16 protein-coding genes are annotated in these 20,992 nt (G+C 51.5%); 3 read left to right on the top strand and 13 right to left on the bottom strand.

The window, feature by feature from the left end:
- Positions 1 to 63 precede the first annotated feature (63 nt).
- Positions 64 to 372, top strand: coding sequence for a hypothetical protein (locus L1F29_RS00780; RefSeq protein WP_258386524.1), 309 nt, complete (start codon positions 64 to 66; stop codon positions 370 to 372).
- A gap of 140 nt (positions 373 to 512) precedes the next feature.
- Here the strand turns inward: L1F29_RS00780 and L1F29_RS00775 are convergent, their stop codons facing one another.
- From L1F29_RS00775 to L1F29_RS00720, 12 genes are all read right to left on the bottom strand, one after another.
- Positions 513 to 1,025, bottom strand: coding sequence for a GNAT family N-acetyltransferase (locus tag L1F29_RS00775; RefSeq protein ID WP_258386523.1), 513 nt, complete (start codon positions 1,023 to 1,025; stop codon positions 513 to 515).
- A 390-nt stretch (positions 1,026 to 1,415) separates the two neighbouring features.
- Entirely contained in the window at positions 1,416 to 3,404 is a 1,989-nt protein-coding gene (locus L1F29_RS00770) for a glycoside hydrolase family 127 protein (protein ID WP_258386522.1), read from the bottom strand.
- 43 nt (positions 3,405 to 3,447) lie between these two features.
- Complete coding sequence (locus L1F29_RS00765) at positions 3,448 to 4,233, bottom strand: HAD family hydrolase (protein ID WP_258386521.1); 786 nt, start codon at positions 4,231 to 4,233, stop codon at positions 3,448 to 3,450.
- Between the two features lie 60 nt (positions 4,234 to 4,293).
- Positions 4,294 to 5,334, bottom strand: a complete 1,041-nt coding sequence (locus L1F29_RS00760) for a Gfo/Idh/MocA family protein (RefSeq protein ID WP_258386520.1) — start codon at positions 5,332 to 5,334, stop codon at positions 4,294 to 4,296.
- Positions 5,331 to 6,368, bottom strand: coding sequence for a zinc-dependent alcohol dehydrogenase family protein (locus L1F29_RS00755; protein WP_258386519.1), 1,038 nt, complete (start codon positions 6,366 to 6,368; stop codon positions 5,331 to 5,333). Before L1F29_RS00755 ends, L1F29_RS00760 begins: the two co-directional genes overlap by 4 nt.
- A 249-nt stretch (positions 6,369 to 6,617) precedes the next feature.
- Positions 6,618 to 7,628 carry a LacI family DNA-binding transcriptional regulator gene (locus L1F29_RS00750; protein ID WP_258386518.1) on the bottom strand — a complete coding sequence of 337 codons (1,011 nt, stop codon included), beginning with the start codon at positions 7,626 to 7,628 and terminating at the stop codon, positions 6,618 to 6,620.
- Positions 7,629 to 7,873: 245 nt separating this feature from the next.
- Positions 7,874 to 9,493, bottom strand: a complete 1,620-nt coding sequence (locus L1F29_RS00745) for a hypothetical protein (protein WP_258386517.1) — start codon at positions 9,491 to 9,493, stop codon at positions 7,874 to 7,876.
- Between the two features lie 21 nt (positions 9,494 to 9,514).
- Positions 9,515 to 11,305 carry an extracellular solute-binding protein gene (locus tag L1F29_RS00740; protein WP_258386516.1) on the bottom strand — a complete coding sequence of 597 codons (1,791 nt, stop codon included), beginning with the start codon at positions 11,303 to 11,305 and terminating at the stop codon, positions 9,515 to 9,517.
- A gap of 156 nt (positions 11,306 to 11,461) precedes the next feature.
- Entirely contained in the window at positions 11,462 to 12,232 is a 771-nt protein-coding gene (locus L1F29_RS00735) for a carbohydrate ABC transporter permease (RefSeq protein ID WP_258386515.1), read from the bottom strand.
- A gap of 154 nt (positions 12,233 to 12,386) precedes the next feature.
- A complete protein-coding gene (locus L1F29_RS00730; protein ID WP_258386514.1) occupies positions 12,387 to 13,295 on the bottom strand; it encodes an ABC transporter permease in 909 nt (302 codons plus the stop codon).
- 201 nt (positions 13,296 to 13,496) lie between these two features.
- Positions 13,497 to 15,119, bottom strand: coding sequence for a response regulator (locus L1F29_RS00725; RefSeq protein ID WP_258386513.1), 1,623 nt, complete (start codon positions 15,117 to 15,119; stop codon positions 13,497 to 13,499).
- Between the two features lie 124 nt (positions 15,120 to 15,243).
- Entirely contained in the window at positions 15,244 to 16,998 is a 1,755-nt protein-coding gene (locus L1F29_RS00720) for a sensor histidine kinase (protein WP_258386512.1), read from the bottom strand.
- 313 nt (positions 16,999 to 17,311) lie between these two features.
- On the opposite strand from L1F29_RS00720, the gene L1F29_RS00715 reads away from it, so the two are divergent.
- On the top strand, positions 17,312 to 17,614 hold the full coding sequence (locus L1F29_RS00715) for a phasin family protein (protein ID WP_258386511.1): 303 nt from the start codon (positions 17,312 to 17,314) through the stop codon (positions 17,612 to 17,614).
- A 14-nt stretch (positions 17,615 to 17,628) separates the two neighbouring features.
- Entirely contained in the window at positions 17,629 to 19,302 is a 1,674-nt protein-coding gene (locus L1F29_RS00710; protein ID WP_258386510.1) for an ABC1 kinase family protein, read from the top strand.
- A gap of 258 nt (positions 19,303 to 19,560) precedes the next feature.
- Here L1F29_RS00710 and L1F29_RS00705 read toward each other — a convergent pair whose 3' ends face one another.
- Positions 19,561 to 20,991 carry an alpha-L-fucosidase gene (locus tag L1F29_RS00705; RefSeq protein WP_258386509.1) on the bottom strand — a complete coding sequence of 477 codons (1,431 nt, stop codon included), beginning with the start codon at positions 20,989 to 20,991 and terminating at the stop codon, positions 19,561 to 19,563.
- Position 20,992 lies beyond the last annotated feature (1 nt).

Here is a 20,992-nt window from a genome sequence, read left to right as displayed (position 1 = left end):
TTTTCTGTTATATGCAATATATCGCATACATATACTGAATGCAAGATTGAGGACGCCAATGCAGTGTTCGGAATGATGGTTGAGACGCTTCGCCTGCTAGGCCGGGGACCTCATCGCATCGATCCATCCATTATCGTCCGAATCGGTTATCCTACGGATCAGCCGCTCGATGGGCTGCGGCGCTTCTACGATTATAACCAGGCGGATATCATGATGAATCCCAGAACAGGCAAACCGCTGTGCATTCCATATGGGCTTCTGAACGACGCAGACGCATTGCATCCGGCTAAGCATGGTTCCTCAGCGAACATTGCGACGGAGGCCCCAGTCCCTGCTTCTCATGAGGAGCGTCTGAAGATCGGGGCTGTCTGAGCGCAATCGAAGCAGGATAAAGCTTCTAGCAACCGGAGGGTCAAGCATTAATTTCAATTCATTCCGGCGGCAACATCCTAGCCTGACAAGACAAGAGACCGCGCTGGGCGCGGTCTCTTATGGTATAGCTGCTTTTAATCTTATGATTTGACCTTGGTGAAATACAGGTTCAGATCATCGTCGACGCAGACCTGCGTACCAGGAATGACGGGCTGCTGCTTGTACATCACACCTCTGCCGTCCGGAACGTATCCTCTCTTGGCGTAAATCCGCTGCGCATTCCCGTAATCCCGATACAGTCCCACGCCAATGCCGACGATTCCGCACCGCTCCAACGCTAAGGTCTCGACAGCTTCCATTAACGCATGGCCGATTCCGCGATTCCGCAGGGGAGGAATCACATTGAAGTCGTTGATCTCTGGTATGCCATTCTCCGCAAAATAAGGATAGCCCGATACGTCAAGAAGATGCAGGCTTCCTGCAAACTGCCCTTCGTAGAAGGCAAGTAGCGTAACTCTTTGGCCTGTTACGTTCTCATCCCAGCATCTCGCGATGTACTCCATTGGTTTGCCAATATGATGTTCCGTGAAAACGCGATATATATGCTCAACGTCTTCCCCGGTCATTGGCCGGATTACGATTGGACTTGTCATAGCCACACCCCGTTATCGCCTAATCAAAATGATCTCACAACTCTGATTTTACCATGGCTGGCCTGGTTATCACTCGTTCATCTATAACTATAACGGAATTTTACCGGCGTAAAGCCGCGCAGCATAGAAAATATGTCCATATTCTTATATTATAATGGCAAATAAACTGGCGGTGATGAGCTTTTGAATAGCCTAATTAAGGGACTGCTTGCGTTCTTCCTAGTCCTCATGTTCTTGTTCGTTGTCATTGGCGTTATCAGTTTTCTATCCTAATAAGCCGAACATCGGCCTAACGCGCATGAGAATCCTCTCCCAGTCTCTGCCGCAATAATATAATAAAAGCCTGCAGCCTTCTGACTGCAAGCTTCTATCTCGTTTAATCCTTCTGGGTTATTGAGCCGAGCCTGCCGGAACGCTCCTGTACAGCTGGTTTTCCCAACCCTTTAATTCATTCTGCTTGTCGCATTGCAGCCAGATATCCATCGTGCCGCGCGATCTGTTATTCCAGTAAGGATACGGGATCGCCGTGATGGTATTTCCACCCGAATCTTTGGTGCGTAAGATTACCGCGCCGTCGAAGAAGTCCTGCACATATTCCGTTCTAAAGTCAGGCGCATTCGAAATCTTGCGGTTCAAGCGTTTCTCTCTATCCAATGCCTCGCGCTTATATAGAACGATGCCATCGACGGATCTATCGTTATCTACCGATTCCAGACAGTAGAGCATAGGTCCCCGTTTGATCGCCACCTTATCCGCATGTGTTCTCACATATGGATGGGCTTCGATTAAGTCAACGGGCATATCCAAATCAAGCACGATCGCATCCCCCAGGGACCATGTTTTTTCAATCACGGCATATCCATTCATGATCCGGTATTCTACCGGCTGATTATTTACGAGAATGGAATAATTCCTGCACCATTCGGGAATCCGCAGACGGATGGCGAACGCGGACTCTCGTTCCGGCGTTACGGAAATCCCGACCGCACCTTCCCAGGGATATGCGGTTTGCTGCTTCAGCTTGACATTCACCCCGTTAATCTCCATCTCGCTTTCGCTTCCAACATACAGATTCACGAAAGCTCCTCTTTCGTCGTATGCGTAGATGTAGGAGGCTAGTTCCGGCAATAGCTTGATGATCATCGGCGGGCAGCACGGACAGCTATGCCATTCCCACCGATTGTGGCCGCCGTGGCTGACGAGCGGATTCTCGTAAAAATACTTGTGCCCGTTCATAGAACGTCCGGCCAGCACGATATTATAAAGAATCGTTTCCAGTTTATCGATATACCGGCCTTCCCCAGTCGCTAAATAAAGGTTCCAGCTAAAGAACCCCATACCGACGCCGGCGCAGGTTTCCAGGTATCCGTTGTCGGGCAGTTCATAATTGCCGCCGAACTTCTCGTCCTCGTGAACGGCTCCGACACCGCCGGTAATGTGCGATTTTTGGTAAGAGATATTGTCCCAAAGCTTCTTGGCCGTCTCCAGAACCTTCGCTTCCCCGGTAGACAGGTACAAAGCTGTCAGACCCGTATATAAAAGCGTTGCGCGAACGGCATGTCCAACAGCCTCGTCCTGCTCCAACACCGGTATATGATCTTGTGCGTATTCTCCATGGGAATACCTGCCTTCATGATTTCCCCGGTTATGGATCCAGAACGTAACTAATTCCAAATAGCCGGTTGCCTCGAACGGAGCATTCATTGTCTTGGCGAGCTCCGGTTCGTCAACGGAAAGCTGGTACAGCTTCAGCAGCGCTTCTTCCGGGAGCGAATGTGCCGGTACAATATTGCGTTTGGGCGGAGGACCCATAAGATCGCTCATATGATTGGCGAATTTCACGGCAATTTCAAGCAAGGAAGTCTTGCCGGTCGCCTTGTAATGGTGAACGGCAGCCTCAACCAGACAGCCGGCGTTGTATACATCATGCTGCCACCGCAGATAGCCCCCATTCTCGCCCCAGCGCTGACCCGGGCGGTCAAGCAGCGTATACGTGTTGATATAGCCGTCTCCTACGGTGTTTTGCGCGCGGGCTACCTTCTCAATGATCTCGTCTACTCTGCGATCCAATTCCTCGTCGTAATCGACGGCTAGAATATCGGATATCCCCCGGATCGTTTCGTAGATTAAGCCGTCAAACCACGGTTCGCCGCAGTGATACCCCTCCTCAGCGCCTTCAGAGACGAAATCGAAATTCCGCATAGCGCCGTCATTCTCGAATTTATCAAGCACATCATACACGGTTACATCCCGCAGCACTTTTAATTTGGGTGCCCAGAAAGTATCGTTGATGCTCACTGAACGGACCGGAAGGTTATGAACGATCTGGTGCTTGTAGGTTGTTGGCCGCATGCGGTCTTTCATGGTTTTGTTGGTCAACACGAACACCCCTTTTGAGAAATTGGTTTACACGGCTGCTTCGTCACTTGCCAAGGAACTCGATTATAGCCTGGCCTACTGTGTCGGCTTTGTGGGTGGCCGCTATCCTGATCGCGTCAGGAGCATGGGACATGGCTACGCTTCGGGAACATGCGCGAAACATGGCCAGATCGTTGAAGGAATCGCCGATGCATACCGCTTCCTCCCCCTGGATGCCCAATAATCTCATTAGCAGCTCCACGCCTGTTCCCTTATCTACGCCGCCGGGCATCACGTCAATGCCATCCGGATCGGAGAATGAAGCCGTAATCCGATCACCGTATTGGTCCTGCAGCTGATCCAGCATGGATTGCAGCAGCGGAACCGTGCCATAGATGGAAAACTTCGTGACCGGCATCCCTTGTGCAATGTCCGACATGACTTCGCGGCGTTCACGGAGCGGAGTCAAGAATCGCTTGCCTACACGTTCCGCCTCCGGGGTTAGCTCACTCACGTAATTACCGTCGGCGCTGCAAATGACGGTGACAAGTTCGGGATGGCGTACGGCTTCCCGTACCGATAGAGCAAGGTCTGCATGATAGTCATTCGATTGAATGATTCCGCCATCCAAGCCGATAATGGCAGCCCCATTCTGGCAAATCGCATAACAGGGAACTTCCAGCTCATCCATGACGAGCCGGATTTCCTCATACATCCTCCCGGAAGCGAGACATATGGCGACGCCCATCTGATTGGCCTCGCGGATCGCTCGCACATCTTCATCGCGAATTTGCTTGCGGCTGTCCATTAAGGTGCCGTCTATATCAGATACGAATAGCTTCATCACCATTCGGACGATTCCTCCTTTCACTAGTGGCAGGTTAATAGGATTGCCGTGAACGGCAGGAAATCAATGTTCTGGAATGCATACCCGGCACCCGCTTTCATATGAACGAATTGCGGCTTCCGCAAGAAGAAGCGCGCGATATCCTGCTCTGGCATCGATAGGAGGGGCTTCGCCATTACGGAGAGCGAGGAGAAGCGATTCGACATGCTTGTCGAACGTCCGATGGAACTCGCGGTCCGCATCGTTGAAATAGCCGGCCTCCCAGCTCTCCCCCATTTCATTGCCTGCGGCATGATACGTATATCGTTTGACCGTATCGTAGATAACGGAACGGCCGCGGGTGCCGTCAATCTCCACGCGATGAGTGTCCGGGTAGGCGTACGACGAATCGTACGTCCCGATCAAGCTGCCGACCGCCCCGCTTCGAAAGCGGAGGGCAAGCGATAGCGTACGGTAACCGCCGCCCGTCTTATCCGTCATCTCCGCCATCACCGATTCGATGGGTCCGCACAGATACTCCAGCATATCGAAACCGTGGCACTGCGTCTCGATCAGATTCGCATGAGGGTGACCGCTCTGCCCTTCCCCGCCGAACCGCCAGGAAGCGAAGGTAAGCTCGCCAAGCCTGCCTTCCATAATCGCCGCGTGCGCGAGTTCTACAGGCTTGGCGAACCTGTGGTTAAAATTGATCGCGAAAAATACGTTTCGTTTGGCAGCTTCATTCATGAGAATATCGGCTTCCTTTAGATCGAATACCAACGGTTTCTCGACAAGCAGGGGGAACCCGGCCCGGATAACTTCAAGCGTAGCGTCGAAATGACCTTGATTGGGCAGACACATGCTTACGAGATCGGGCACCTCTTGCTCAAGCATGTCGGCAATCCGCGTATATGCCTTGGTTCCATAGAATTGCGCTTTCTCTTGCGTTCGCTGAGCGTCGCGGCCAACGATCGCGCAAAAGTGAACATCGGGTCTCGTCGCCCATATTCGCGCATGCTGCAATCCCCAGCTGCCCGGCGACTGAAAACCGCCCGATAATCCGCGGCCGTTCGCGGATCCGCCTGCACCGATTAAAGCGACCTTCAGCTTTCTGTCTATACTCATTGCTCAATAAGCACCTTCCCGGTATCGCCTTGGAAAAACAATTCGTACGCTTCCTGAATACGCTCAATACCGTATCGGTGAGTTATGATTTGTTGAAGATAAGGCAGGTTTTGAAGAATAAGACTGTGATTCTCAGCCAGCTCGTGGTATTGGAAGTATTCGCTTCCAAGCACGGCACGCTCGGTAGCAATAAGATCGCTCGATACGTTCAGATTCAACTCTTGTCCGTGACCTACGCAGACCAGCACGCCGCGCTGATGAAGCGCATCCAGTGCCGTTTGGCGTCCGGAGGTTTTACCGCTCGTATCAATGGCAATATCAATACCGTCATACCCAGCGCTTTGAATCGCTTCCGTAACCGTTTGATTCGCCAAGTTCACCGGAATGGCGCCCATTTGCTTGGCAAGATCCAGACGGTATTGAACAAAATCCATAATAAAGACCGGCATTTCATGTCCCAACAGCAATTTGGCCATCGCAAGAACGCCAAGGCCGATCGGGCCCGCACCCGCCACAAGCACCGATTGAATATCCTTATGGACGAGTTGGGCGCGTTTGATCGCATGACCGCCCGTCCCCATAATATCCAGCAGCATCGTCGCATCGGTTAAAGGAATGGATGGATCGATTGGAAAGAAAACGTTCTCGTTAATGACCATATAGGGTCCATAGCCGCCGTCGTTCGAAAAGCCGTAATCCGCCCTCTTGTTCAAGCATTGATTCGTAAAGCCTTGCGAGCAATTGCGGCATTCGCCGCAAAAATCCATTAAGAATACGACGCCGGGCGTACCAATTGCCGTAACCGTTCCCTCTCCGGCCCCCGCAACGATTCCTGCAGCCTCGTGACCGGGCGTTGTCTTGCTTCCATCATAGAACTGGCCGCGGTCAGATCCGCACAATGCGTTTGCCTTCACCTGAATAAGCAGCTGCCCTTTGCCCGGAACGGGTACAGGCTTCTCGCCATATTCAATTTTTCCTTGGCCAACAAACAACGGAATGGGCATTGTTTGCGGTATGTTGTCAATACGACTCATCTGCTTCATCCTCCATTATCATAGGAACTATGCGGAAACGAACAAGAGGCGGAATTAGAAAGCGATCTGAATTTGCTTGTTCCCTTCTTCAAATTACGTAAACGGTAACATTAACGATAATGTAGCATTGGCATCCTTCTATGTCAATATTTTTCCAGATGATAGATTTAAAATTTGTAAGCGTTTCCAAATTTATAGTTAGCGGAACAGCGTTGATTACGCAAAGTACCGCTGAACTGGCTTTGATGATTACTTCGTGCTTTCTCTTAAGACTAGCGTCGTATCAATAACCTCGTGAAATCTTTCCTTCGATTCCGGATGATTAATTTTATGCAGAATGATATCCATCGCTCTCTTGGACATTTTCCCCTTGGAGTTGCTAATTGACGATAGTTGGAATGGGATGAACAGACGTGACTGTATATTATCAAACCCTATGACCGCATAGTCATCCGGCACGCGATAGCCATACTTATGTAAGACATACACGGCTTCCCACGCGATAACATCGTTAAAGGCGAAAATTCCCGTGAAGTCGGCTTTCTGTTCGATTAATTGTCTGACGACTTGTTTGGTGTCGCCTGCCGAAGCTCCGACTTCGATGATCAGGTCCTCTTCTATGGGCAAACCGGCTTCGTCGTGCGCTCTCTTATAACCTTCGAATCGCTCTTGTGCACTTGATATCCGATTCGGTCCATTTAGAAACAACACTCTTCGGTGACCGCTCTCGACGAGATGCTTCGTGGCCAGATAACCGCCTTTCTCGTCGTCGCAAATCACATAATCGAATTCCGGTTCATCTTTGAACCTTCTGCCGATCAATACAAATGGAACGCCGTTTTTCTGCAAAAAACGGATATTATCGGTGCTGCGCTGCGAAGGGCAAATAATAATCCCATCCACGTTTTTCCGAATTGCCGTAAAGATGGCTCGCTCCTCCATGTCATAGTCATCCTCGGTATTGATGACGAATATCGTGTAGTTATGCTTGCGAGCCGTTTTATCGATATCCTTGACCATGATGCCGAAATGCGGATTGGCCACATCGCTGACAATGACCGCGATTGTTTTGGTAAGTCCCGACCGGAGAGAGCCCGCAAGCGCGTTTCCGATGTAACCCATGTCTTTTGCCAGGTCTTTAATCAATTTCCGAGTCGCAGGCGCAATATCCTCTTTATCCTTCAGCGCTCGCGAAATCGTGTTAACCGAAAGCCCTGCTTTCATTGCAAGATCCCTAAGCGTTACTTTCCTGCCTTCCATGCTCCCTCTCCTTTAGGACTCAATAGAAACATGACCTGTACTGCATTTCCAATATTATTAAAAGCATAGCATCCGGCAATTTTACCGTCAATCGACACCGTATACGACACAAAAAACCACAACTGCCGGAAGCAATACCACAGTGCTTGCCAACGCCAACAACCCGGAGCCTAGGCCCCGGGTCTTGATGCTTCTTCATAATGGCTGCAGTAATAAGTGCAATCGATGACAGACATTCGTCTGGTTTAACAAAGCAACCTCAGTTCGCTGCCCCTCGGACGAAAATCTATCCGATTTGCAGGATCGCCATCCTGCATCCGCTCCTGAAACAGGCCGTCTTTCTGCCGTACCGCTGTCGTCGGCAGAGCGCCTTCCAGTCCAAGCCTGTACGGATGACCGTTAAAGACATATCGGATTTCTTCCGATTCCAACACAATATCCGGCTGATCGGCCGTATTGCCCCATGCCATACGAAGCCCCCAGTCGGATGACTCGCCGGAGATCGAGATGCAGCGCTCCGAGAAGCGAATCTCCAGGCTTTTCCCTCCCTCCAGACTGAGCATGACCGATAGTTCCTCGGGAACGGACTCATCCGCCTCCATGGAAAGGACTACAGCCGGTACCGCTTTCCCGTCCGCATCGAATACAACCGGATACATCCCGGACAATGTATGCTCGTCGCTCCAGCGGGCGCCGTCAACAACGGGCAGCGTATCGTAGCGGCAATTCTTGTTGTCGCATACATCCCGCAGATAACGCTCTTCATAGCGCTCATCGAACAGATGGATATCGCGGATTCGAAGATTGCCATCCTTCTTGAGCAAATTCACCCGGTAATAACGATTGTAATACCAGATCGATTGATGGCCTTCTCCCCTCCAATCCGATAGGGCGCATATGGAGGAAGCCGGCGTTAGCGGATACTGCCGCCGGAACCATCGTCCCGTCTCCGCCAACGTTTCCACGGTCAACGCTCCTTCTGCTTGCTTCTTCGCCAATAGCTCGACCTGATCGATTAGCCCATCCTTGATCAGCTTCCAGCCGAAGGAATTTTCCTGGCCTACCTGGGTATAACCGAATGAAACCTGACTGGGACGAAAATTGACGTCGAAGAACCACCGGACCCAATCGGGAATGCCCCCTCCTCCTTCATAACCTGAGTAGACCGGCTCAAGCGTGATGACGCTCTGTCCGTTACCGCTATCCTGCGCATCATATTGATAGATGGGGTCGCTCCCCAGCATGCGGAATACGGGAACCGGTATTTGATTATCCCCGGTTTGCGCGGGCATGAAGCCATTGTGCCGGCTTGGATAGTAAGCTTGGTTATAGTAGCCGCCCCATAGCGTATAGCCGTCCGTTCCCCATTGATCTTTGCAATTGCAGGATGCTGCGATTCTGTAGCGGTCGGACAAATAAGCCAGCAGATGCGCATCCATAAACCACGAGCCGACCGACTGCGGATAATGCCCGAACATTGCACGGAATTCTTCCATAAGCACGTCTGCGAGCCGTTCCCGCTCCTGCGGCGTGTACCCGACAGAAAATCCGACATGAGCGTGCCAATCCCAGGGATAACGTCCTCTCCATGGAATGCCGGCCTTCTCCGCCATCGGCTGGACGACCTCGAACCAGACGCCGATTTCCTGAGAGGCATCCGCCTCGCTCATAAGAAGCTCCGTAAACTTCGAATCAATGAGCGCATCGTATTGGAGCAGCCACGTCGCCCGCAATCCGTGCTTTTGCACAAGAGACAGCTGCTCGCGCACCGGTTCAAGCAAGTCCACAGGCAGTCTAGGCTCCACTCCGCGTATAAAATTAATAATATTCACGTGATTCGGATACACCACAGGCCTTGTATTCAATGTTCTACCCTCCGATTCTTGTTATTCCCCGATAATGACAGGCTCTTCGTTATAGACGTTGCGAGGTAAACTCCGCTTGATGGTTACCTCTATTTTTCCCGCTGGAGTGTCGCTGTAGGCTTTGTACTCCTTATTGAATTCCGCGATGGTCTCCGCGTCATGACCGCGAACCTTCATTTCGTTCAAGAACTGATTGAACGTATCCTCGAAGTTCTTCTCACTCTTGGCTAGCAGCAGCTTAGCGTAATATTGAAGGCGTATGTCATTTTGCACGGGGCTGTATTTCTCCACCGCTCCGCCAATGATCGGCTTGATCCGGCTGGATTGGGGAATAAGCCCGTACGTTCCCTGCTCGTGGTTCAGTTCCTCTGCCTTGTACAGCATAGCGTTTGTAGCCGGCCACGTCGGTTCCATCGTCTTAATATGCGTCATCAAGGTACTGGCGAGATTTTTCCACCACCAGAAGCCATGTTCGGTCACTTTGGCCATTCCGCCTGCATCTCCGCCCCAGAATTCGGGTCCGTAGAATACGTCATTGTCAATAATGACAACGCCATCTTCCATTTTGTGAGCGCCAAGTTCTTCGGGGCCGTATTCCATCAGAATGAACGCTTCCGGCGTTTGCATCCAATCCAGACCTTTCATCAGAACGTCCGGGTTCTCGACCTTCGCGCTTATGCCCGTACCCGAGCCCCCAAAAGGATTGAAGCTGGCATACTGGGCGAATTTAACACCGGGGTTGGCCGGCAGATAGGTCGGAATGAACCAGCCGCCCGGGAAACCCTGCCTTTCGAGTGCCTTGTACGAAATCGTATCCGGAATGCCCTTGTTCTTGAGTATGGTAAGATTCGGATTATCCCATCCCCCGAAGAGCATCGCACCAAAACGCAAATTGTTCGCTTTCTCCTTGAACAAATCCTTCTTCTGAAAAGCGGTCTCCGGATCCAGCAGACCCTTCAGATGGAGGCTGTTCAGCCATTGAAACGCCTGCTTGAATCCTGGCAGCTGATAATCCGGAAGGACCGTTCCGTCAGCCTGCTCATTCCAGCCGTTTCCTCCGCTTACAACGCCGAACATAGACATGACAACGTCAAGTCCGGCGAAATTCTCTCCGCCAAGCGACAGCGGTATAATTTTGCGTCCCTGGGCGTCCTTGAAGTCTTTTATTTTATTCAGGAATTTCTCAAACCCCTCGACGGTTCTCAAATCCTCGTAGGTCATTCCGGATTTCTCCAGAATGGTGTTCTGAATCCATAATCCCTGGGCGTTTCCCTGCCAGGCGGCCGGCTCTTCGACAACCGGTTCGTAGCCCGACGGTACAAAGTAGATGTGTCCATCCGCAGCACGCCAGTTATCGATAATGCGTTTGTCAATCTTGGCCAGATTCGGATAGTCTGCGGCATTATCGAAATAGTCGTCGAGCGGAAGCAGCTTCTTCTCATCGATGAGACGCGACCACATGAGACTATCGGCAGGCAGGATAATCGCATCGGGGAAGTCTCCGCTGACGAGCTTAAGATTGATCTGCTGAGCCACGTCGCCTCCGTTACCGATCTCCACTTTATTCCAACGAATCCCCGATTTCTCCATGACCACCTTCGTAATCCTGCCGTCCAGATTGATCGGAGTCGTTTGCGTGGGAGCATATAAGGAATAATGACCCGATCCTGCCGACGACTCCTTTGAAGCCGGCTTGGAATTACTGCTGTTCCCGGGCGACTCGCTCTCCCGGTTCGCACAGCCTGTGAACAACGCCGCCGTCAATGTCAATGCCAATGCCGTTTTTATCCCTTTGCTCAGTCTAATCCCCATTGGATATTCCCCCTAAAAAGATTGGATCTGTCGTATATATCATCAAACGAACTGACGCAGCGGCAGCATTTATGCGTTCGCGGGCAGGATCCTTACCGCGAACGCGGTTCACGCCATGGCGCTCCGGCATTCATTTGTTAACAGCGGCAATCTCCGTTATTCTTTAACCGAACCGATCAGTACACCTTTGACAAAATATTTTTGCAGGAATGGATATACGAAGAGAATCGGCAAGATCGTAATTACGATTGTCGCCATTCGGACTGACTTGGAGGTAATCGCTTCCGGATTGTACATACTGGCTTCCTTGGCGCCTGTCATTTGGCTTGCGCTGATCATATTACCCGCCTCCATCGTACTCATGACCCGCTGCAAATAGGTTGGCAGCGGTTGAAGATCGAGATCGTTCACGAAGAACGCTCCAGTGAACCAATCGTTCCATTGGGATACGGCCGTAAACAAGCCCAGCGCTGCAAGCAAAGGCATAGAGAACGGCAGCACGATACTGAAATAAATTCGAACATAGCCGGCACCGTCGATCTTTGTCGATTCCACGACGCTTTCCGGAATGTTGTTCTGAAAGGACGTCTTCATAACGAACATGTTCCACACACTGAACAGACTGGGAACCACATACACCCAAAAGTTATTGATGAGCCCCAGGTTAATCAGCTGGATATAGTAGGGAATCAATCCCCCGCTGAACAGCATAATGAAAAGGAATACAAGCAACAGCTGCTGCCTGCCTGGAAGCTCTTTTCTGGACAGGGCATAGGCAACCATCGAGGTCACCAACAGGGAGCCCGCCGTGCCGATTGCCGTGCGGCCCACGGTGATCCAGAAAGCGTTAACAATGGTGTCGTCGGCCAGGATGACCCGAAAGTTATCCAGCGTGAACGCCCTGGGCCACCAGTAGATTCCTCCCATGCTCGCGTCCTGTCCTTCATTAAACGAAAGAATGAAGATGTACCACAACGGATACGCGCATACAAAAGCAAACAATAGCAACAGCGCCGAATTGAATATTGTGAAGGCTCTGTCTCCCGCCGTCAGGCGACTTCCCATACACTCACCCGCTCTTCTACCATATGCCGTCCCCGCCAATCCGCTTGGAAAGCATATTGCTTAAAATTAACAAAATCGCTGACATGACACTCATCACAAGCCCGATTGCCGCGGTCATGGAATACTGGGCCTGCCCGATTCCAAGCCTTAACACATACGTGTCTATGACCTCTGCCACGCCGATATTCGCAGGGTTGATCATCGCGTAAATCTGATCAATTCCTACGCTTAACAAGCCGGGAACGGTAAGAATGAGAACGATCGAGATGATCGGTACAATGCATGGAATCGTAATATAGCGCATCTGGGCGAACCGCCCGGCCCCATCCATGACTGCCGCTTCATAAAATACCGGATTAATGCCGGAGATCGCGGCAAGATACAGGATGGTTCCCCAACCGACTTCTTTCCACATGCTGCTGAGGACGAAGATTGGACGAAACCATGTCTCCGAGCCCATGAAGGCGATCGGCTCGAATCCAAGGCTGCGAAGCAGCGAGTTCGCTCCTCCGCTGTCGATCGACAGAAAGGCGTCAAGAAACCCTACAACGACGATCCAGGAGATGAAGTGAGGCAAATAACTCAACGATTGTACAAAACGCTTAAATCGAAAAGAACGGACTTCATTGATTAACAAGGCAACAATAATCGTTGTCGGGAAAATAAACAGCAAGCGGAGCATGGTTAACAGAAAGGTGTTCCCGGTAGCCCTCCAGAAATCGGCGCTGGCCGTGAATTCTTTGAAGTTTTGCAAGCCGACCCATGGACTGCCCCAGATTCCATCACGAAAGTTATAGTCTTTGAAGGCAATCTGCAATCCAAGCATCGGAATGTAGTTAAACAGAATAATGAGAACGACCCCCGGTAAAAGAAAGAAGTATAGCGGGAGGAGGCCTTTCCATCTAACTGCGGAGAGACGTTGCATGTTGTCGGTGATCCCCTTTCTCTAAGTTTGGCGTTTGGCTTGTGCGGCACTGGTACCCTGATTATAAAAAAGCATAGAAGCGCTTACAATTATCGTAATGCACGATTACTTATGCTCTGACACTATCTTGACTGTTTTCATCACAAAAAAAGAACGACGGCTGTTATCCGTCGCTCCTTTCCGCTGTACATAGACCACTTCTTAGTCCTGACCGACAACCCCGAGATACGCTCTAAATTCTTTGGGGGTAAGTCCCGTAATCCGTTTGAACAGACTGGTGAAGTAGCCGATATTCTGATAGCCGACGCGTTCTGCCACCTCGTAGAGCTTCAGCTCCGATTGATGCAGCAGTTCCTTCGCCTTGTTGACGCGTATCTGGATTAATTGATCCGTGAATGACACACCAAGCTCCGACCTGAACAGCGCTCCGAGATAATTGGGGCTCAGATAGACCGAATCCGCGACCAACCGCAAGGAGAGGTTGTCCTTGTAATGACCGTTCATAAATTCAAGCGCTTTCTGAACGATGATCTGGCTGTGACTCTTCTTTCTCTCTGCAACAAAATTACAAAATCTCGTCATAATCCGCACCGTTTCCTGCAGCAGATCCTGCTCTTCCCGGCAATCCAGAATTTGTTCCCACAGCTCCTTCTCGGAGCCCAGATGGCGGTTCGAATCGCCGATCTCCCCTGCAACCCGACTGGCACCGCTCACCAGCTGCAGGCACAGACTCCTCAGCTCCGTTCCGTGAATATGTATGTCCCCGGCGATACGGCGCATCATTTCACCCAACAGGCCCAGGCTGATTTGGCTGTCTCCTGCCCCCATCGCTTCCAGAAAATCACCAATCAGTTCCTCCGGTCTTTTGTCCGATACCACGGCCTGTTCCCCAAGAACCTGCCAGCGAAAGATCCGTTCATGCCCCCCAAGAAACCTCTGATTTACCGCTCGCTGCGCCAATTGAAAGCTTTCGCTCAATCGAGCCAGCGTCGGTACCGCAGGCCCTGCGCCAATGCAAATGCTGCAGTACGCGGTTTTGCCTAACCCAAGCTCGAGCTTTTGCAGCGAATATTCCACCTCATGATCAAAACTCGCCTCCGTCGCACCTTGTAGTATCAGCACAATATTTCCACGCTGAGTCGTAGTTGTTTCCTCAAGCAGTGATCCTAAGGCATTCGCGGCCTCTCTCCTGAGAATGGGCTGGAGGCGGTTAACCTGCTCTTCCTTCGGCAGCGGAGAGGCAGGATCCGCATCGATGACTATGATCAGAATCCGGCGGGCGCCCGCGCGCGCAAACATATCAAGGGACCGGGCACGCGCTCCAATCGCCTCCTCGCAAAGGATGAGGCCGTGTATAAGCTCCTGCAGCAGATTTTCCCGAGCAATCGGCTTGAACGCATTAAGCTGCTCTTTAATGAGCTCCTCTTCCTTGCGCTTCGTCAATTCTACCTGTTCAGAATGGCTGATCTGTTCAAGAATAGCGGTCAGCTCGTCGAAAATAATAGGTTTGACGAGGAAAGCGTCTACTCCGAGGTCAAGGGCCGACTTGGCATATTCGAACTCCTCAAAGCCGGTAACCATGATGATATGCATGCGGGAATTGATTCCCCTCATTCTGGAAGATAGCTCCAGTCCGTTCATCCCCAGCATTCGAATATCGGTGATCAGCAGATCCGGAGGATCAAGCTCGGCCAGACGAATCGCCTGGTCCGCATCCTCCGCCTCTCCAGTCACCCTCATATGATACCGCTTCCAATCCACATGTCTAATAATCGAGCTTCTTTGTCTCTCTTCGTCGTCAACTACAAATACTTTCAGCTCCATGCCGAATTCCTCCGGTTGATTAGTTAACTCGATTCAAGAAGAAACGGCAGGCGCCGCCCTTGTCGGCGAACTGAGTTTCTTCCCTCAGAATAATAAGCAAAGGTTCACGGAAACTTATACTTTCTTATATTTGTACGAAACGGCCGGATTGCTGCGGAATAAGAAGCCGAATCGACGTTCCTCTCCCGACCGCGCTTTCGATTGTCAAGCTGTACGTCTCGCCGTAATGGCGCTTGAGACGCTCGTTTACGTTGTATATGCCGAATCCGATGCGGTCCTTACCGCTGCTCGCGTTCTCCAACAATGCATTCAGCTTGTCGGGTGTCATTCCTTCCCCATCATCTGCTATGGTGATGCAGAGCTTGTCATCTTGCAAGCTTGCGCGAACAAGAATGCGTCCCCGTCCTCCAGTTCGTATGAACGCATGCTGCAGGGCGTTCTCAATAATCGGCTGCAGTGTGATTTTGATCATGTCGCAGGAGAGGGTCTCTTCCTCCACCTCGAATACTGTTATGAGCCTTCCCGGGTACCTCCATTCATGAATCTCCAGGTAGGCACGTACATGCTCCAGCTCTTCCTTGAACGACAAAATATCCCCTCCGCGATTCAGCGCCAGCCTAAAGAACTTGGCCATGGCATCCACTGTACCGCTGATTTCGGAAGATCCTACATCCATTGCCATACTCTTCACCAGCGCAAGCGTATTGTACAGGAAATGAGGATTGATCTGCGCTTGCAGCAATCGCAGCTTCTCGGCTTCAGCCGAGCTTCTCGCTTCGGATATTTCTCTGAGCGACTTCTCCAGGCGGATCGACATGTTATTGAACTCTTCTTCCACATCGGCCAATTCATCATTGCCGTGGACCCTCACGGTCAGACCCATATCTCCGTCGCGTACCTTCCGCATGTTTCGGATCAGAGAATTCAGACGTTTGGTGATCCTGCGGCCGAAGCTGAACAAGACAACAAAAGTGAGCACAACGAACAGAATGCTGACGGTAACGGCTGCTTTTTTCACAAGCTGCAGCTTCTGCCACAATTCTTCCTGACTGACTACCGTTACGATTTTCCAATTCAGTCTATTCGTCTCGAATACAACCATGCTCTGCTTCCCGTCGATTTTCGTAGAATACCAGCCCTGCTTCGCATCGTACACCTGCTGGAGTTCAGGAAGCTCCTTCACATTGTCACCCGCATACTTGTCCCTATAATTCATGAGTGCTCTTCCGTCGTTATCCGCGATAACCGTCCACCCTTTCTTGAATTCCAGCGGATTGGACAACTGATCGAACAACGCCAGGTTCGTCACTTCAATATGAATGATGCCGAACTTCTCATTGGTCAAATAATCGACCAGCCATTTGCTCACGTGGAGGGACGGCTGCACGTCATCCCCTTTCCACTCAAAATACCAGTAGAACTGCTGGTCCACGCCTTCCATGGCAGGGTACCATTTCTGGGAAACGGCCTTATTCAGATTCAAGATCACTCCGCCGTCCTCGTGCAGGGAGGGATTGGACTTATAGAACTGGACTTTCTTCATCGGGAAGTATGCCCGAATCCGGCTGACGACGGAATTAATTTGTTGAAGGGCGATCACCTCTTCCTCCAGCGAATGGTATTGTTGTGTCAGCGTCGTCGTTATTCTGGGATCCAGCGCCATCTGCATTAAGATATTCTGATAGCCGATAATTCTGTACTCGATGTTCTCGTTCAACTGATAGGCAACCTTCTCCAGCATTTCACGACTTTCTTTCTGTGCGAGCGACAGGCTCGTCGAAAATAAATAGAACCCGATTATAAGAACTGGAATAATCAGGAAAAATATAATAATCATAATCAGCTTTTGGAGCAGCCGCACTTTATACCAATGCCTCACGATCCGATCTGCCTCCCCTACGACCCCCTAATAATGCCATATTCGCACACATTTGGATAGTAGCCGCGCTTCAAAAATATAACTTGCACATCACACTCCCCATCCCCTCGGATACTTAAAAAAATGGATGAAAAAGAGATATTTAACACAACATTATAAAGACCGTGAAGAATGAGGTCGGATAAGCCCGGTCCAGTCCCGCCTTGGATGAGAATCCGGTGTGAACGATAGCTGAGCGCTTGGGAGTATGATGCGCGTTGTCGTATTCCATGGCTTTCAAGCATAAATTCATAATAAAGGAGCCGTGATCATAATGAGAGAAGCAATCGGTAAAATAATCTCGCTTGGCTTGGGAGTTGCCATTGTGAGCAAGGAGCAGATCGAGAAGACGGTCGAAGAGCTGGTGAAAAAGGGTGAGATCAACAAGGCGGAATCCTCCGGTTTGGTGGATGATCTTATTAAGAAGGGCGAGGAGTCCAAGAACCGGTTAGAAGCGATGGTGAAGGAACGCGTAAACGCCATACTGGGAGAAAGCCGGTTGGCAACCAAGGAGGATATCGCGCGAATCGAGCAGCGGTTAGACGCTTTGGAACGCAAAGGTACGAGCGAGGACTGACAGGAGGCCGTCAAATGAACGCAGGAAAACGGATTCGACAGCTGCAACGGTACCGGACGATCGCTTCCGCTTTCGCGCGTAACGGACTCGGGTATGTCTATCAGGAAATGGGGCTGACCCAGAAGCTTCAATTCTTTCGAAGCGATAATGAAAAGGAGATGCAGGGTAAATCGGTAGGCGAGCGCATCCGTCTGCTGCTGGAGGAATTGGGTCCGACCTTCGTCAAGCTGGGGCAAATCGCAAGCACGCGTCCCGACTTGATTCCACCTTCCATCCTGTCCGAGCTTGAGCATCTCCAAGATCACGTGCCCCCGTTCTCGTATCGGGAGGCGTCCGGCATCATTGAGCAAGAGTTGGGACTTCCCGTCGAAGATCTGTTCCTGCAATTCTCCGAAGCTCCCCTTGCGGCGGCCTCCATCGGGCAGGTCCATCATGCCGTATTAATGGATGGAACAGCCGTCGCCGTCAAGGTGCAGCGTCCCCATATTCAAACGCTGATTGAGACCGATCTGGACATTCTGACCGATTGGGCGCGGTTAGCCGAGCACCGGTTGGAGTGGGCGCGCAATTATCGACTGCGCGATATCGTAGACGAACTCGGACAAGCACTTCGAGCTGAATTAGACTACACGAGAGAAGCGCGGAATGCCGAACGGTTCGGGAGTCAGAGCGCAAGGTTAAAGCATGTCCGCATACCGGAGGTATACTGGGATTACAGTACGAGCCGCGTATTAACCATGAGTTACGTAGAAGGCATCAAGCTATCCGACCAAGAGCAGCTCGATCGGGCGGGGCTGGACCGGCGATTGCTCGCGGAGCTTTTTGCCACGACGATTCTTCATCAGATCCTGGTTGAAGGGCTTTTCCACGGCGATCCCCACCCGGGGAATGTGCTCGCACAGCAGGACGGCGGGCTTGTCCTGCTTGACTTCGGCATGGTGGGGCGGCTGACTCCGGCGATGAAGAAGAATTTTTCGTCGTTTGTCATCGCCTTGCGCAATCAGAGCACCAAAGGCGTTATCCGCGCGATTTCCAATATGGGGGTTGTCCCCGAAGATGTGGACGACGAATTGCTTTATGCGGATGTGGACCAATTGCGGGAAAAGTATTATAAGGTCCCGTTAGACCAGATCAGTATGGGCGAAGCCGTTCATGATTTATTCACCGTAGCGCTTCGCCACCGGATTCGGATACCATCGGAGCTGACTTTGCTTGGTAAAGCCCTTCTGACCATGGAGGGGGTGGTAACGGCACTGGATCCGGCCTTCAGCGTCTTTGATGTGGCCGAGCCGTTCGGGAAGAAGCTGCTGCTGGAACGGCTCAATCCCGTCCAAATGCTGAAGAAATGGCTCGAGGATCTGCCCGATTATATCGATCTGCTGCGTGAAGTGCCGTTAGGCGTCAAGCAATTGACGTCCCTGATGCGGAAAGGAAAGGTGAGCGTTGAAATTACGGTCCCTCAGCTGGATGCCTTGATGAAGAAAATGGATCGGATCAGCAACCGTCTTTCGTTCAGTATTGTATTGCTGTCTTTGAGCATCGTGCTGGTCGGACTGATTGTCGGCTCTGCCCTAAGCCATTCGGATACGCTGCTTTGGCGGATTCCCGTCATTGAAATTGGTTCTGTAATCGCCATCTTCTTGTTTTTCTGGCTCATATTTTCCATTTTTCGTTCCGGCCGATTCTAGAACTCCAGGGTGTCCTCAACGATTGAATGCTCCTACATACCCAAACGGCGCTCTCGGCACCAAGTCCAAGAACGCCGTTATTATTTAATCCGACTTCATTTTAACCAGCTTAACAATATAATCGTCCTTGCCTATTATCTGTTGCTTACCCAATTATCGTATTCAACCCATATATATGGCTAAGGCCGGGAGCCCCTCGAATTGTGAGGCGTTCCCGGCCTTATTGGCGTCTAGTACAAATTGATGTCCGTCATCAACCTATTCGTTACCGCTGTCGTAAACTTCAAAGGCTTGGAGCGTCGGGTACCACCGCGACTCGTCTATAACGAGCCGTATTCGCTTGGCCGTTACGCGGTCGAAACGGCAAATGTGCTTGTACCCGATGACCCTTCCTTCATAAATCGTCTTCCAGTCATCTCCGACCATGCATTCCAGGCGAAACCGTTCCACCCGCTGGCCTTCCCGGATGTTCTCCATCAATACGACGCGATCCAAATGCGCTTCGCGGCCGAAATCAATGGTCAGCTCCGCCTGCTCCACGCCCTCCGGCGGACACCAGTAAGTATCGGCAGTGCCATCCGTTACATGATCTGCTCGGTGATTGTCGTCCTTCGTATCCGATGCCTGTACTTCGGCACCCGCCGCGAGATCGTTCCGGTACGTTGCGGCAAGCCGCTGACCGAGCTCCCGCAGCGTGCGAACGTCATTCTCATGAATAAGCCCGCGCTTATCGGGAGGAAGGTTCAGCAGGAACGAAGCGTTGCCGCCAACCGTTCGTTCATACAGGTCGACCAGCACGTCGAGCGTCTTCACCTTGTCGTCTTCCGATTCATGGTAGAACCAGCCTGGGCGGATCGACGTATTCACTTCGGACGGATACCAGACAACCTCATCCACCCGGGCAAGAACCTCGCGGCTCCCCAGATCATCGTCATGCGATCCGACCCGCTTGGCGAATTCCCCGTCATCCGCCTTCTGCGAGTTTTCCTGAATCTTCTCATTATCCCGCATGCTGGCCGGTACGACGCTCCATTCCGCGCTGCGGGTATGACCCGCCTCATTGCCGCACCAGCGAACGTCCGGGCCGCAGACGGAGATGACGGCGTCCGGCTGGCATTCGCGAATGACGCTGTAATAAGCCTCCCAGTCGTACACCTGCCTCTTGCCGTTCGGTCCCTCCCCGCAGGCGCCGTCAAACCATACGCAGAAGATGTCTCCGTAATTCGTAAGCAGCTCGCGCAGCTGATTGACGAAATAGGCATTGTATGCAGGCGAATCACCGTAATTCGGCTCGTGACGGTCCCAAGGGGATACATAGATCCCGAATTTCAAGCCCGCCTTCCGACAGGCTTCCGCCACTTCGCGGACCAAATCGCCCTGGCCATCCCGCCACGGACTATTCTTGACCGTATGCTCCGTATACTTGCTTGGCCATAGACAGAAGCCATCATGATGCTTGCACGTGAGAATGAGCCCCTTCATGCCGGCAGCTTGGCAGGCTGCTACCCATTGCGAAGCGTCCAGCTCGGACGGATTGAATATTTCCGGGCTTTCATCACCCAATCCCCATTCCCGGTCCGTAAACGTATTCACCGTAAAATGAATAAAGGCATAGAACTCCATCTCCTGCCACAGCAATTGCCTCCTTGCAGGCGTAACCGCGGCAGCTTGTCTAATCGATACAGCCATC

It is taken from the genome of Paenibacillus spongiae (assembly GCF_024734895.1).
Taxonomy (GTDB): Bacteria; Bacillota; Bacilli; order Paenibacillales; family Paenibacillaceae; genus Paenibacillus_Z; species Paenibacillus_Z spongiae.
Note: the sequence above shows the minus strand (reverse complement) of the source record. Positions and strands in the feature narration are given on the sequence as shown.